Source organism: Nakamurella alba, assembly GCF_009707545.1.
In the GTDB taxonomy this organism is placed as follows: domain Bacteria; phylum Actinomycetota; class Actinomycetes; order Mycobacteriales; family Nakamurellaceae; genus Nakamurella; species Nakamurella alba.
In genome coordinates this window covers 75,235-88,833 of sequence record NZ_WLYK01000003.1, presented here as the reverse complement: position 1 = coordinate 88,833, position 13,599 = coordinate 75,235, and the positions used below count along the sequence as shown (strand labels likewise).

Here is a 13,599-nt window from a genome sequence, read left to right as displayed (position 1 = left end):
GATGCCTCGTAAGGGTCCCGCTCCGAAGCGACCGGTCGTCGCCGATCCGGTCTACAACTCCCCGCTGGTCACCCAGCTGGTGAACAAGGTCCTGCTCGACGGCAAGCGCTCCATCGCGCAGTCGATCGTGTACGACGCGCTGGAAGGCTGCCGCGAGAAGACCGGCAGCGATCCGGTCACCATCCTCAAGCGCGCGCTGGACAACGTGAAGCCCGCCCTCGAGGTGCGCTCCCGTCGTGTCGGTGGCGCCACCTACCAGGTCCCGGTCGAGGTGCGTGTGCCCCGGCAGACCACCCTGGGCCTGCGCTGGCTGGTCGGCTACTCCCGCGCCCGTCGCGAGAAGACCATGACCGAGCGGCTGATGAACGAGCTGCTGGACGCCAGCAACGGCCTCGGTGCCGCGGTCAAGCGCCGCGAGGACACGCACAAGATGGCCGAGTCGAACCGCGCCTTCGCCCACTACCGCTGGTAGTCGTCGCAGGTGGACGCCGTCGGCGGGTCGTGCCGGGGAACGCAGGTTCCCCGGTACGACTACGCTGGTCGGCGGTAGTTCCCGCGCCGGTCCCGGGTACCCCCGGACCCGGCGCTTTCCCGCGCGTCGCACGCACCCCGTGACGCGCCCATGCACGCGAGACGAGAGAAGAACCGCACGTGGCACCCACCGCCCTCGACAAGGTCCGCAACATCGGGATCATGGCGCACATCGACGCGGGTAAGACCACCACGACCGAGCGCATCCTCTTCTACACCGGTATCACCTACAAGATCGGTGAGGTCCACGACGGCGGTGCCGTCATGGACTGGATGGAGCAGGAGCAGGAGCGGGGGATCACGATCACCTCCGCCGCGACGACGACGTCGTGGAAGAACCACAAGATCAACATCATCGACACCCCCGGGCACGTCGACTTCACCGTCGAGGTGGAGCGCTCGCTCCGCGTCCTCGACGGTGCCGTCGCCGTCTACGACGGTGTCGCCGGCGTCGAGCCGCAGACCGAGCAGGTCTGGCGGCAGGCGGAGAAGTACCACGTGCCGCGGATGTGCTTCGTCAACAAGCTCGACCGCACCGGTGCCGACTTCTTCCGCTGCGTCGACATGATGATCGACCGCCTGGGTGCCACCCCGGCCGTGCTGCAGCTCCCGATCGGCGCCGAGGGCGACTTCATCGGTGTCGTCGACCTGCTCACCATGAAGGCCTTCACCTGGCGTGGTGAGACCAAGAAGGGCGAGGACTACGCGATCGAGGACATCCCGGCCGATCTGCAGGAGCAGGCCGAGGAGTGGCGGGCCAAGCTCGTCGAGACGATCGCCGAGAACGACGACGACGCCATGGAGAAGTTCCTGGAGGGCGAGGAGCTCTCCGTCGACGAGCTGAACGCGGCGCTGCGTCGCGCGACCATCGGCCTCAAGGTCAACCCGGTCGTCTGCGGGTCCGCGTTCAAGAACAAGGGCGTCCAGCCCATGCTCGACGCGGTCGTCACCTACCTGCCGTCGCCGATCGACATCGGCGCCGTGCACGGCACCCTGCAGGACGGCGAGACCCCGGCCGAGCGCGAGCCCGACCCGAAGGCCGCCTTCTCCGGGCTGGCGTTCAAGGTCGCGACCGACCCGCACCTGGGCAAGCTGACCTTCGTCCGTGTCTACTCCGGCACGCTGGAGTCGGGCACCCAGGTCGTCAACGCGACCCGGGACCGCAAGGAGCGGATCGGCAAGATCTATCAGATGCACGCCAACAAGCGTGAGGAGCTGTCGTCGGTCGGCGCCGGCGACATCTGCGCGGTCATGGGCCTGAAGCAGACCACCACCGGTGAGACGCTGGCCGACCCGGCGAACCCGATCGTGCTCGAGTCGATGTCCTTCCCGGACCCGGTCATCTCGGTCGCCATCGAGCCGAAGACCAAGTCCGACCAGGAGAAGCTGGGCACCGCGATCCAGAAGCTCGCAGAGGAGGACCCGACCTTCAAGGTCAAGAACGACGAGGAGACCGGCCAGACCGTCATCTCCGGCATGGGCGAGCTCCACCTGGACATCCTGGTGGACCGCATGCGCCGCGAGTTCAACGTCGAGGCCAACATCGGCAAGCCGCAGGTCGCCTACCGGGAGACCATCCGCGGCACCGTGGAGCGGCTGGACTACACCCACAAGAAGCAGACGGGTGGCTCCGGCCAGTTCGCCAAGGTGCAGATCAAGGTCGAGCCGCTTGACATGACCGCCTCGGAGGGCGCGACCTACGAGTTCGTGAACTCGGTGAGCGGTGGCCGCATCCCCAAGGAGTACATCCCCTCGGTGGACGCCGGCGCCCAGGACGCGCTGCAGTACGGCATCCTCGCCGGCTACCCGATGCTGGGTGTGAAGCTGACCCTGCTCGACGGTGCCTACCACGAGGTCGACTCCTCGGAAATGGCGTTCAAGATCGCCGGCTCGATCGCGATGAAGGAAGCGGCCCGCAAGGCGAAGCCGGTCCTGCTCGAGCCGATGATGAGCGTCGAGGTCGTCACCCCCGAGGACAACATGGGCGACGTGATCGGCGACCTGAACTCCCGCCGTGGCCAGATCCAGGCCATGACCGAGCGTTCCGGCGCCCGCGTCGTGACCGCCCTGGTCCCGCTGTCCGAGATGTTCGGCTACGTGGGCGACCTGCGGTCCAAGACCGCCGGCCGGGCCTCGTACTCGATGGTGTTCGACTCCTACGCGGAGGTCCCGGCCAACGTGGCCAAGGAGATCGTCGCCAAGGCCACGGGCGAGTGATCCGGCGGCCGCCGGGATCGTGAGGTCCCGGCGGCCCCTGCTCGACCCCCCAACTCCATATGTGAAGGAACCCGGCCGCCGCCGCTAGACTGCGCGGCGGCCAGGATCCGCCCCGAAGACGTGGCGTCCGGGAGTCATCCCGCCGCCTCGGGTCTGAGCCCGAAGTTGGACTCGGTCCAGATCCACCCACCAAAGCTTCGCCGACGAGTTCTGCCGGCGGGGCATCCACCACAGTCCCGAGGAGGACACAGCAAGTGGCGAAGGCGAAGTTCGACCGGAGCAAGCCGCATGTCAACATCGGCACCATCGGTCACGTCGACCACGGCAAGACGACCCTGACCGCGGCCATCACCAAGGTCCTGGCAGACAAGTACCCGGCCATCAACACGGCCTCGGCCTTCGATCAGATCGACAAGGCCCCCGAGGAGCGTCAGCGCGGCATCACCATCAACATCGCGCACGTCGAGTACTCCACCGACAAGCGTCACTACGCGCACGTGGATGCCCCGGGTCACGCGGACTACATCAAGAACATGATCACCGGTGCCGCCCAGATGGACGGCGCGATCCTGGTCGTGGCCGCCACCGACGGCCCGATGCCGCAGACCAAGGAGCACGTGCTCCTGGCCCGCCAGGTCGGCGTGCCCTACATCCTGGTCGCGCTGAACAAGTCCGACATGGTGGACGACGAGGAGATCCTGGAGCTCGTCGAGCTCGAGGTCCGCGAGCTGCTGGCCGCCCAGGAGTTCGACGAGGACGCGCCGGTCGTGCGCACCTCCGGCCTGAAGGCCCTCGAGGGCGACCCGGTGTGGGTCAAGACCGTCGAGGACCTGATGGACGCCGTCGACGAGTCCGTTCCGGACCCGGAGCGCGACACCGACAAGCCGTTCCTGATGCCGATCGAGGACGTCTTCACGATCACCGGTCGTGGCACCGTCGTCACCGGCAAGGTCGAGCGCGGCACCATCAACGTGAACGAGACCGTCGAGATCGTCGGCATCAAGCCGAAGTCGTTCCAGACCACGGTCACCGGCATCGAGATGTTCCGCAAGCTGCTCGACTCGGCGCAGGCGGGCGACAACGCCGGTCTGCTGCTGCGTGGCACCAAGCGCGAGGACGTCGAGCGCGGCCAGGTCGTCGTGAAGCCGGGTTCGATCACTCCGCACACCGAGTTCGAGGCCCAGGTCTACATCCTGGGCAAGGACGAGGGCGGGCGTCACACCCCCTTCTTCAACAACTACCGCCCGCAGTTCTTCTTCCGCACCACCGACGTCACCGGCGTCGTCTCGCTGCCCGAGGGCACCGAGATGGTCATGCCGGGCGACACCACCGAGATGACCGTCGCGCTGATCCAGCCGATCGCCATCGAGGAGGGCCTGCGCTTCGCCATCCGCGAGGGCGGCCGCACCGTCGGTGCCGGCTCGGTCACCAAGATCGTCAAGTGATCTGACGGGAGCCCGCTCCCGTTCGTAGGACCCGGCGAACCCCGCCACGCGATGCGCGTGGCGGGGTTCGCTGCTTTCCCGGGTTGGTGGGGGACGGGGATGTCCGGGCGGGTGTGTGCCCAGATCTGTTGCTGTGCGCCACGGGGGACGTGGTGGGTGGCAACGGATCGGTGATGGCGCTGGGGGCTCCGACGCGGCGCCGGACGAACCGGTCCGGGTCGCCGATCGACCGGGCGGGGTGCAGGCTTCACTTCTAGAGTCGTGATCATGAGGATCTGTGCGACCTGCGCCGTCGAGTTCGACGAGCCGGTTCCGGACGTCTGCCCGATCTGCGAGGACGAACGGCAGTGGATGCCGGCCGAGGGGCAGATCTGGACCTCGATCGACGAACTGGCGGGCAACGGCCAACGGCTGACCGTGCACGAGGTCGAGCCGGACATGCTCGGCATCCGGGCCGATCCCGGGCTGGGCATCGGACAGCTGATGACGGCCACCCGGACGAGCGCCGGCGTGGTGCTGTGGGATCCGACCGGGTACGCCGACGAGGCCACGGCGGATCGGATCCGGCAGCACGGCGAGGTGATCGCCATCGCGACCAGCCATCCGCACATGTACGGCGTGCAGCTCGAGTGGTCGTCGCTGCTCGGCGACGTCCCGGTGCTGGCGTGTGCCGCCGACCGGGAGTGGTTGGGGCGCAAGGACGACCGGATCGAGTTCTGGTCGGGGGAGCACCGGGTCGCCGACGACTACGTGCTGCACCAGGTCGGTGGGCACTTCGTCGGTAGCGCGGTCGCCCACTGGGCGGCCGGGGCGGAGGGGCGTGGCGTGCTGCTGGTCGGCGACACGGTCTTCCCGAACCCGGACCGCCGCACCATCAGCTTCCAGCGCAGCTACCCGAACCGGCTGCCGTTGTCCGGCGCGGTCGTCGACCGGATCACCACGGCGCTCGAGGGGCTGGACTTCGACCGGGTCTACGGCAACTTCGGCAACTGCATCGAGCGTGACGCCCGGCAGGTGCTGCGCGCTTCCGCCGATCGTCACATCGGTTGGGTGCGAGGGGATTTCGACCACCTCACCTGAGCGAACCCGTCCGGGGACCCGCCGCCGGCGCCGGGCGTCGCAGGTGGTGCGGAGCAGTTGCCGCTGGTTCAGTAGCGGACCTGCGCGGCGAAGTGCTCGCTCATCGCCGGGTGGTAGTCGCCGAAGTCGGGCAGCGGACGGCCCTCCCGGGACGCGACGAGCTGGTCCAGGTAGTACTCCCACCCCGGTCCGATGTCGCCGACGCCGTCGGTGTCGTCGAGGTGGTGGACGAAGGTCAACAGCGTGCCGGTGTCCTGCTGCTCGAGAGTGATCTCCAGTCGCCACTGCCCGGCGTCGTCGGCGGTCGCGACGGCGACGTGCCGCGGCGGCTCGCAGGCGGTGATGGTGAAGTCCGACCACGGCGCACTTTCCTCGAAACCGAGCTGCAGCCGGCCGGTGGATCCGGCCCCGGTGCCGCCCTCCCACCGCCCGATCCACCGGGCGGTGCGCTCAGGGTCGGTGACCGAGGCCCAGACGTCCTCGATCGGTCCGGCGAACTGCCTGGTCAGCACCAGATCGGTGCCGATGACCCGGCCGGTCGGGGTGGGGGTCATGCGGTCTCCTCGGTGGGGTGGAGGTCAGGTTTGCGGTGCTGATCCGGGCTGCCGGTGGTCCGGGCGGGATGGTCGGGCCCGGCGTGGTGGTCGGACCCGGCGTGGTGGTCGGACCCGGCGTGGTGGGTGGACTCGGTGAGGTCGGCAGGTGGGGTGGCCTGACCCCTCCGCCGGTCTCGGCCAGTCCGCCGTACCTCGGTGTCCAGGGCATCGAACCGGCGCTGCCACGCCGTCTCCCGGTCCGCGGGGTCGACGATCCCCGCCCCGGTCAGGCCGGTGAGCCAGTCGCGGAGCTCGGTGAGCGGGCCGATCACCAGCCGGTACTCGTGCACCCGACCCCGCACCTGCTCCTCCACCAGGCCGCCCTCGCGGAGGACGCGGAGGTGCCGGCTGACCGCGGGACGGCTGATGGCGAAGGCGGACGCCAGCGCACCCGCTGGGGCCGGCCCCTCGCGCAGGATCTCCAGGATCCGCCGGCGCGTGGGGTCGGCCACTGCCCGCGCGGTGCGATCCATGGGAACAGGTAACCACATGGTTACGCACGACGCCATCGATTCTGCCGATCCGGGCCCGCGGCGGGCGCGACCGTTCTAGCGTTCGCAGCATGACGACTTCGGACGACCAGATGGTCCAGGTGCCCGCCACTGCCCCGCACTGTCCCGGGTGCGGAGCGGTCTCCGCGGCGGAGCCGGGATTCCTCGAGGACTCCGGCGAAGGGTCCCGCGGGTTCGTGCGCTGGATCGCCGGCCCACTGGAGCGCGGGGTGTTCGGCGGCGCCAAGCGGATGGGCAAGCAGCGGTGGACGGTGGAGGCGTTCCGCTGCACCAGGTGTGGTCTGCTCACGATGTACTCGACCCAGCCGGCCTGAGGCCTCTTCCGCCGTCGGTGGCGACGCGGCGAGGGCGCCGACACCTACGCGCCCTCTCGGTCGGATCCGGGACCTTTTCCGTTGCAGGGCAATGGATTCCGTCCCGGATGCGCGGGCGGGGCGCAACGGCGAATCCTGGCACGGTCGGCACCCGGGTCGGGCCGTTGCCGTGATCGGGACCGGACTCTGTGGTGGAGTAGGGTTGTCGTTCCCGGGTTGCCCACGGTCGATCCGCCGGGGCCTACCGGCGCGGTGGGAGCGGGACTGGGTCGAGTTCTTCGGCGCCACCTACGGCAACTTCCACATCAACCGGAGCAGCGTGGCGGAACCGCCGCCCGCCTCGACCGGATCAGGCTCCGACGTCCGCCTGCCTCGCCGGCGACGGTGCCCGGTGGGGGAGGAGACTGGCCCTGTGTCGACGACGGCGACCCGGGTGGGGTGCTACTGCGTGCTGGTGCAGGACGGCCGGATCCTGCTCGCGCACTGGAACGAGGGTGGCCGGCACGGGTGGACCCTGCCCGGGGGTGGCATGGAGGACGGCGAGAGCACGGAGCAGACCGCCGTCCGGGAGTGTCTGGAGGAAACCGGACTGCAGGTCACGACCGGGGAGCTGCTCGGGGTCGACACCATCTACATCTCCGGTGCCGACCGGGTCGTCCCGGCCGCTGGTGACCTGCGGGCGCTCCGGGTCGTGTACGCCGGCACGGTGGTGGGCGGCGAACTGACCGTCGAGGCCGACGGCAGCACGGACGACGTGCGCTGGTTCGCCCTCGACGACCTGCCGGAGGACCGCGTCGGGCTGGTCGACGTCGCCCTCCGGTTCCGTGGGGAGAACGCCCCGCGCTGACCGTCCCGTCGGCACCAGCCCTGAGAAGTGCGTCACAACCACCGGCCGGCAACCGGATTCGGGGCCCAGAACCGGTGTGCCGCAGCGGTTCGACCCGTCGTGGCCGGTCGGGGGCGGTTGTCCGACTTGAACCGGGCACCGGATCTCAGGCATACTTCTCGGGTTGCCCTGCACGGGACGCTGCTTCATCGCGGCCCGGATCCGGTGGTCGGCCCTCGCGGGCGGTGCCGGACGGTAGATGCAGGGAAGAACAGCAGTGTGCAGTACCGATTCTTCGCGCCCCTCGCGGGCGCGGCTGGTCCAGGTGCTCGGCCAAGGGCGGAGCATGTGCGGAAGTGGCGACACGCCCGACCGCGTGGACCGGTGGACCCGGACAGTTGAACAGCGGCGGACGACATGGTCCGCGCCCGGCAGGGCCCAGGCGCACACACGTGTGTGCCGGACGGGCGGGCCGGGACAGCAGGACCAGGCGGCACAGGCCGGTCACCCGCGAGGTGATCGACGACAAACAGGAAGAAGGACGGCAAGGTGGCGGGACAGAAGATCCGCATCAGGCTGAAGGCCTACGACCACGAGGCGATCGACGCCTCCGCGCGCAAGATCGTGGAGACCGTGACCCGGACCGGTGCCCGTGTGGTCGGCCCGGTGCCGCTCCCCACGGAGAAGAACGTGTACTGCGTCATCCGCTCGCCGCACAAGTACAAGGACTCGCGCGAGCACTTCGAGATGCGCACGCACAAGCGGCTGATCGACATCCTCGACCCGACGCCGAAGACGGTGGACGCTCTCATGCGCATCGATCTGCCGGCGTCCGTGGACGTCAACATCCAGTAGGGATCCTCGGCGATCCCGCTCAGCGGTGATCACGTCTGCGTTCAAGTAGGAGATAGGTAATTCAGTCATGGCAAACACGATCAAGGGGATCCTGGGCCACAAGCTCGGGATGACCCAGGTCTTCGACGAGGCCAACCGGGTCGTCCCGGTCACCGTCGTCGCCGCCGGTCCGGTCGTCGTCACCGCTGTGCGCACCCCGGAGACCGATGGGTACACCGGTGTCCAGCTGGCGTTCGGCGCGATCGACCCGCGCAAGGTCACCAAGCCCGTCGCCGGGCACTTCGCGAAGGCGGGTGTCACGCCCCGGCGTCACCTCGCCGAGCTGCGCCTGGAGGACGCCTCGGCGTACACCGTCGGCCAGGAGCTGACGGCCGACGAGGTCTTCGCCGCCGCCGACGTCGTCGACGTCACCGGCACCACCAAGGGCAAGGGCACCGCCGGCGTCATGAAGCGCCACGGGTTCTCCGGCCTCAAGTCCAGCCACGGTGTGCACCGCAAGCACCGCGCGCCGGGCTCGATCGGCGGGTGCTCCACCCCCGGTCGCGTCTTCAAGGGCCTGCGCATGGCCGGTCGCATGGGTGTCGCCAAGGTGACCACCCAGAACCTGACCGTCCACGCCATCGACGCCGAGAAGGGCCTCGTGCTCATCAAGGGTGCCGTTCCCGGCCCCAAGGGCGGCGTCGTCTTCATCAAGTCCGCCGTCAAGTCGTCCGGGAAGGGTGACGCCTGATGAGCACCGTCGACATCACGACCCCCGCCGGCACCACCGACGGCTCGGTCGACCTGCCCGCCGAGATCTTCGACGTGCAGTCGAACATCCCGCTGATGCACCAGGTCGTCGTGGCCCAGCTGGCCGCGGCCCGCCAGGGCACGCACAAGGCGAAGACCCGTGGCGAGGTCAGCGGTGGCGGCAAGAAGCCGTACCGCCAGAAGGGCACCGGTCGCGCCCGCCAGGGTTCGACCCGGGCGCCGCAGTTCGCCGGCGGTGGCACGGTCCACGGACCGGTCCCGCACACCTACACCCAGCGGACCCCGAAGAAGATGAAGGCCGCCGCGCTGCGCGGTGCCCTCTCCGATCGGGCCCGCGCCGGTCAGGTCCACGTCCTGTCCGGTCTGGTCGAGGGCGAGACCCCGTCGACCAAGGTCGCCCTGTCCGCGCTGAGCGCGGTCGCCGGCGGCGTCCGCAGCGTCCTCGTGGTCATCGACCGCGACGACGAGGCCGGTTGGAAGAGCCTGCGCAACGCGCCGCAGGTCCATCTGATCGCCCCGGACCAGCTGAACACCTACGACGTGCTCGTCAACGACGACGTCGTGTTCACCAAGGGTGCGCTCGACGTGTTCCTGTCCTTCGCCGGCGTCACCGCCGCGGAGACCGGGAAGGTCAGCACCGCCAAGAAGGGAGCCTCCGCGTGAGCACCGATCCGCGCGACATCATCCTGGCGCCGGTCGTCTCCGAGAAGAGCTACGGCCTGCTCGAGACCGGCCGGTACACCTTCCTGGTGCACCCGGACGCGAACAAGACCCAGGTCAAGATCGCGATCGAGAAGATCTTCGACGTGAAGGTCACCTCGGTGAACACCATCAACCGCAACGGCAAGCGCAAGCGGACCCGTGTGGGCTACGGCCAGCGGAAGTCGACCAAGCGCGCGATCGTCACGCTGTCCCCGGACAGCAAGTCGATCGACCTCTTCCAGGGCGCCTGAGGCCAGAGGGAATTCGAGAACAATGGGTATCCGTAAGTACAAGCCGACGACCCCCGGTCGTCGTGGTGCCTCGGTCGCGGACTTCTCCGAGCTGACCCGGGCCACCCCCGAGAAGTCGCTGCTCGCTCCGCTGCACAACAAGGGCGGCCGCAACGTCCACGGCCGGGTCACCGCCCGCCACCAGGGCGGCGGTCACAAGCGCGCCTACCGTCTGGTCGACTTCCGTCGGTCCGACAAGGACGGCGTGCCGGCCACCGTCGCGCACATCGAGTACGACCCCAACCGCACGGCGCGGATTGCGCTGCTGCACTACGCGGACGGCGAGAAGCGCTACATCATCGCGCCGAACCGGCTGAACCAGGGCGATCGCATCGAGACCGGTGCGGGCGCCGACATCAAGCCGGGCAACAACCTGCCGCTGCGCAACATCCCGGTCGGCACCGTCGTGCACGCGATCGAGCTCCGCCCCGGTGGCGGCGCGAAGATCGCCCGCTCGGCCGGCACCAAGGTGCAGCTCGTCGCCAAGGACGGCCCCTACGCCCAGCTGCGTATGCCGTCGGGCGAGATCCGCAACGTCGACGTCCGCTGCCGCGCCTCCATCGGCGAGGTCGGCAACGCCGAGCAGGCCAACATCAACTGGGGCAAGGCCGGCCGTATGCGGTGGAAGGGCAAGCGCCCCTCCGTCCGTGGTGTGGCGATGAACCCGGTCGACCACCCGCACGGTGGTGGCGAGGGCAAGACCTCCGGTGGCCGTCACCCGGTCAACCCGGCCGGCAAGCCGGAGGGTCGCACCCGTCGCCCGAACAAGGCCAGCGACAAGCTGATCGTCCGTCGTCGTCGCAAGTCCGGCAAGAAGCGCTGAGGGTAAGAGATGCCTAGAAGTCTGAAGAAGGGCCCGTTCATCGACGGCCACCTGCTCAAGAAGGTGGACGCGGCGAACGACAAGGGCTCCAAGTCGGTCATCAAGACCTGGTCGCGCCGTTCGACGATCATCCCGGACATGCTCGGCCACACCATCGCCGTTCACGACGGCCGCAAGCACGTCCCGGTCTTCGTGACCGAGTCGATGGTCGGCCACAAGCTCGGTGAGTTCGCCCCGACGCGCACCTTCAAGGGGCACGTCAAGGAAGACCGCCGGTCGCGGCGCGGCTGACGAGAAGGACTGACAACTCATGAACGCACAGCAGACGGCTGATCTGCCGCGCGCCACGGCCAAGGCCCGGCACGTGCACACCACGCCGATGAAGGCGCGCCGGGTCGTCGACCTGGTGCGCGGCCGGACCGCGGCGGACGCCGCGAACATCCTGGCCTTCGCCCCGCAGGCCGCCGCCGAGGTGGTCGGCAAGTTGCTGGCCTCCGCCGTCGCCAACGCCGAGCACAACCAGGGCCTCGACACCGAGACCCTGGTCATCGACAAGGCCTACGTCGACGAGGGCCCGACCATGAAGCGGTTCCAGCCGCGCGCCCAGGGCCGGGCCTTCCGGATCCGCAAGCGCACGTGCCACATCACGATCGAGCTCGTCTCGGTCGAGACCGCGAAGAGCAGCGGCGGCCGGTCCCGGCGCGTCGCGTCGAGTGAGAAGGGAAGGGCTCGCTGATGGGGCAGAAGATCAACCCGCACGGGTTCCGACTCGGCATCACCACCGACTGGAGCTCCCGCTGGTACGCGGACAAGTCCTACGCCGACTACGTGGCCGAGGACGTCGAGATCCGCAAGCTCATGTCCAAGGGCATGGACCGCGCCGGCATCGCCAAGGTCGAGATCGAGCGCACCCGTGACCGGGTCCGCGTCGACATCCACACCGCGCGTCCGGGCATCGTCATCGGCCGCCGTGGCGCCGAGGCCGACCGCATCCGTGGCCAGCTCGAGAAGCTCACCGGCAAGCAGGTCCAGCTGAACATCCTCGAGGTGCGCAACCCCGAGTCCGATGCGCAGCTGGTCGCCCAGGGTGTCGCGGAGCAGCTGAGCAACCGCGTGTCGTTCCGTCGCGCCATGCGCAAGTCCATGCAGTCCGCGCAGCGGTCCGGTGCCGTCAAGGGCATCCGGATCCAGTGCTCGGGCCGTCTGGGCGGCGCCGAGATGAGCCGGTCGGAGTTCTACCGCGAGGGTCGCGTGCCGCTGCACACCCTGCGTGCGGACATCGACTACGGCTTCTTCGAGGCCAAGACCACCTTCGGCCGGATCGGCGTGAAGGTCTGGATCTACAAGGGTGACAAGACCGGCACCCTGGCCGAGCAGAAGGCCGCCGAGGCCCTGCAGGCGCAGCGTGCCGGCGCCAACCGTGGTGCGGGCGACCGCGACCGTGGTGGCGACCGCGCCCGTGGCCGTCGCAGCGGAGCCTCCGGCACCACCCCGACCTCCACCGATGCCGGCCGCGCGGCCGCGTCGGACGCGGACGGGACCGCTGCCGCGGCCCCGGCCGAGAACCAGGAGAGCTGACCCATGCTGATCCCCCGTCGGGTGAAGCACCGGAAGCAGCACCGGCCCACCCGGACCGGTATGGCGACCGGTGGCACCCAGGTCACCTTCGGCGACTACGGCATCCAGGCCCTCGAGCCCGCCTACGTCACCAACCGGCAGATCGAGTCCGCTCGTATCGCCATCAACCGTCACATCCGTCGTGGCGGCAAGGTCTGGATCAACATCTACCCGGACCGCCCGCTGACCAAGAAGCCGGCCGAGACCCGCATGGGTTCCGGCAAGGGTTCGCCGGAGTGGTGGGTCGCCAACGTCAAGCCCGGCCGTGTGCTCTTCGAGATGAGCTACCCGACCGAGGAAATCGCCCGCGAGGCCCTGCGCCGCGCGATCCACAAGTTGCCCATGAAGTGCCGCATCGTGACCCGGGAGGGTGGTGAGTCCTGATGGCGATCACCGCGAACGAACTGCGTGAGCTCGGCGCCGAGGAGATCGAGGCCCGGCTGCGCGAGGCCAAGGCCGAGCTGTTCAACCTCCGGTTCCAGCTGGCCACCGGGCAGCTCGACAAGAACCGTCGGCTCCGCGAGGTCCGGCACGACATCGCCCGGATCTACACCGTGCAGCGCGAGCGCGAGCTCGGCCTGTCGGTGGGCCCGGACGGTCCGGCTGATGAGGAAGGTGCGGCATGAGCGAGAACGCTGCCGTGAACACTGAGGGCGCCGCCGACGAGGCCGCTGTTGCCGAGAAGCGCGGCGAGCGCAAGGTCCGCGAGGGCTACGTCGTCTCCGACAAGATGGAGAAGACGATCGTCGTCGAGCTGGAGGACCGGGTGAAGCACCCGCGGTACTCCAAGGTCATCCGCCGCACCTCGAAGGTGAAGGCGCACGACGAGCAGGGTCTGGCCGGCATCGGCGACCGCGTCCTGCTCGCCGAGACCCGGCCGCTGTCCGCCACCAAGCGGTGGCGTCTGGTCGAGGTCCTCGAGAAGGCCAAGTGATCCTGCCGGTCCGTCCGGCCTGATCTCCCACGGAACCCCCGTTCGCACTTCGGTGCGGCGGGGGTTCCGTCGTTCCGGGGTGTCCCGCGGATCCTGCTGGTAGAACC

The 13,599-nt window shown here is 69.2% G+C and carries 19 protein-coding genes; 17 read left to right on the top strand and 2 right to left on the bottom strand.

All coding sequences use genetic code 11. The features are described 5' to 3' along the window. The first annotated feature begins 1 nt into the window (after position 1). The 4 genes from rpsG (at position 2) to GIS00_RS10700 (ending at position 5,273) form a co-directional block, all read left to right on the top strand. Positions 2 to 472 (top strand): 30S ribosomal protein S7, encoded by a 471-nt coding sequence (rpsG, locus tag GIS00_RS10715; protein WP_154768453.1) that lies wholly within the window; start codon positions 2 to 4, stop codon positions 470 to 472. 179 nt (positions 473 to 651) lie between these two features. Beyond that, the gene (gene fusA, locus GIS00_RS10710) at positions 652 to 2,748 is read left to right on the top strand and encodes an elongation factor G (RefSeq protein ID WP_322097831.1); all 2,097 of its coding nucleotides are present in this window, start codon (positions 652 to 654) and stop codon (positions 2,746 to 2,748) included. Positions 2,749 to 3,002: 254 nt separating this feature from the next. Continuing rightward, a complete protein-coding gene (tuf, locus tag GIS00_RS10705; protein WP_322097830.1) occupies positions 3,003 to 4,193 on the top strand; it encodes an elongation factor Tu in 1,191 nt (396 codons plus the stop codon). 267 nt (positions 4,194 to 4,460) lie between these two features. Further along, the gene (locus GIS00_RS10700; protein WP_154768451.1) at positions 4,461 to 5,273 is read left to right on the top strand and encodes an MBL fold metallo-hydrolase; all 813 of its coding nucleotides are present in this window, start codon (positions 4,461 to 4,463) and stop codon (positions 5,271 to 5,273) included. A 68-nt stretch (positions 5,274 to 5,341) separates the two neighbouring features. On the opposite strand, the gene GIS00_RS10695 is transcribed toward GIS00_RS10700, so the two are convergent. Further along, entirely contained in the window at positions 5,342 to 5,827 is a 486-nt protein-coding gene (locus GIS00_RS10695; protein WP_154768450.1) for an SRPBCC family protein, read from the bottom strand. Next, entirely contained in the window at positions 5,824 to 6,342 is a 519-nt protein-coding gene (locus GIS00_RS10690) for an ArsR/SmtB family transcription factor (protein WP_154768449.1), read from the bottom strand. Before GIS00_RS10690 ends, GIS00_RS10695 begins: the two co-directional genes overlap by 4 nt. A gap of 89 nt (positions 6,343 to 6,431) precedes the next feature. Between GIS00_RS10690 and GIS00_RS10685 the strand changes: the two genes are divergently transcribed. From GIS00_RS10685 to rpsQ, 13 genes are all read left to right on the top strand, one after another. Then, complete coding sequence (locus GIS00_RS10685; RefSeq protein ID WP_230313442.1) at positions 6,432 to 6,695, top strand: hypothetical protein; 264 nt, start codon at positions 6,432 to 6,434, stop codon at positions 6,693 to 6,695. A gap of 412 nt (positions 6,696 to 7,107) precedes the next feature. After that, the gene (locus tag GIS00_RS28930) at positions 7,108 to 7,542 is read left to right on the top strand and encodes an NUDIX domain-containing protein (RefSeq protein WP_322097829.1); all 435 of its coding nucleotides are present in this window, start codon (positions 7,108 to 7,110) and stop codon (positions 7,540 to 7,542) included. A 528-nt stretch (positions 7,543 to 8,070) separates the two neighbouring features. Then, positions 8,071 to 8,376 carry a 30S ribosomal protein S10 gene (gene rpsJ / locus GIS00_RS10675; RefSeq protein ID WP_003938093.1) on the top strand — a complete coding sequence of 102 codons (306 nt, stop codon included), beginning with the start codon at positions 8,071 to 8,073 and terminating at the stop codon, positions 8,374 to 8,376. Positions 8,377 to 8,443: 67 nt separating this feature from the next. Next, complete coding sequence (gene rplC, locus GIS00_RS10670; protein ID WP_154768447.1) at positions 8,444 to 9,106, top strand: 50S ribosomal protein L3; 663 nt, start codon at positions 8,444 to 8,446, stop codon at positions 9,104 to 9,106. Further along, on the top strand, positions 9,106 to 9,789 hold the full coding sequence (gene rplD / locus GIS00_RS27490) for a 50S ribosomal protein L4 (RefSeq protein WP_154768446.1): 684 nt from the start codon (positions 9,106 to 9,108) through the stop codon (positions 9,787 to 9,789). Before rplC ends, rplD begins: the two co-directional genes overlap by 1 nt. Then, positions 9,786 to 10,079, top strand: a complete 294-nt coding sequence (gene rplW, locus GIS00_RS27485; protein ID WP_322097828.1) for a 50S ribosomal protein L23 — start codon at positions 9,786 to 9,788, stop codon at positions 10,077 to 10,079. The genes rplD and rplW overlap by 4 nt, the downstream gene beginning before the upstream one ends. A 22-nt stretch (positions 10,080 to 10,101) precedes the next feature. Beyond that, the gene (gene rplB, locus GIS00_RS10655) at positions 10,102 to 10,941 is read left to right on the top strand and encodes a 50S ribosomal protein L2 (protein ID WP_154768444.1); all 840 of its coding nucleotides are present in this window, start codon (positions 10,102 to 10,104) and stop codon (positions 10,939 to 10,941) included. 9 nt (positions 10,942 to 10,950) lie between these two features. Beyond that, positions 10,951 to 11,232: a 30S ribosomal protein S19 gene (gene rpsS / locus GIS00_RS10650; protein WP_154768443.1), complete on the top strand. Its 282-nt coding sequence runs from the start codon at positions 10,951 to 10,953 to the stop codon at positions 11,230 to 11,232. A 19-nt stretch (positions 11,233 to 11,251) separates the two neighbouring features. Then, positions 11,252 to 11,677 (top strand): 50S ribosomal protein L22, encoded by a 426-nt coding sequence (gene rplV, locus GIS00_RS10645; RefSeq protein ID WP_154768442.1) that lies wholly within the window; start codon positions 11,252 to 11,254, stop codon positions 11,675 to 11,677. Continuing rightward, a complete protein-coding gene (gene rpsC / locus GIS00_RS10640; protein ID WP_154768441.1) occupies positions 11,677 to 12,519 on the top strand; it encodes a 30S ribosomal protein S3 in 843 nt (280 codons plus the stop codon). The genes rplV and rpsC overlap by 1 nt, the downstream gene beginning before the upstream one ends. Before the next feature lie 3 nt (positions 12,520 to 12,522). Then, on the top strand, positions 12,523 to 12,942 hold the full coding sequence (gene rplP / locus GIS00_RS10635; RefSeq protein WP_154768440.1) for a 50S ribosomal protein L16: 420 nt from the start codon (positions 12,523 to 12,525) through the stop codon (positions 12,940 to 12,942). After that, positions 12,942 to 13,184 (top strand): 50S ribosomal protein L29, encoded by a 243-nt coding sequence (gene rpmC / locus GIS00_RS10630; protein WP_154768439.1) that lies wholly within the window; start codon positions 12,942 to 12,944, stop codon positions 13,182 to 13,184. Before rplP ends, rpmC begins: the two co-directional genes overlap by 1 nt. Beyond that, a complete protein-coding gene (gene rpsQ, locus GIS00_RS10625; protein ID WP_154768438.1) occupies positions 13,181 to 13,492 on the top strand; it encodes a 30S ribosomal protein S17 in 312 nt (103 codons plus the stop codon). The genes rpmC and rpsQ overlap by 4 nt, the downstream gene beginning before the upstream one ends. Positions 13,493 to 13,599: the final 107 nt, after the last annotated feature.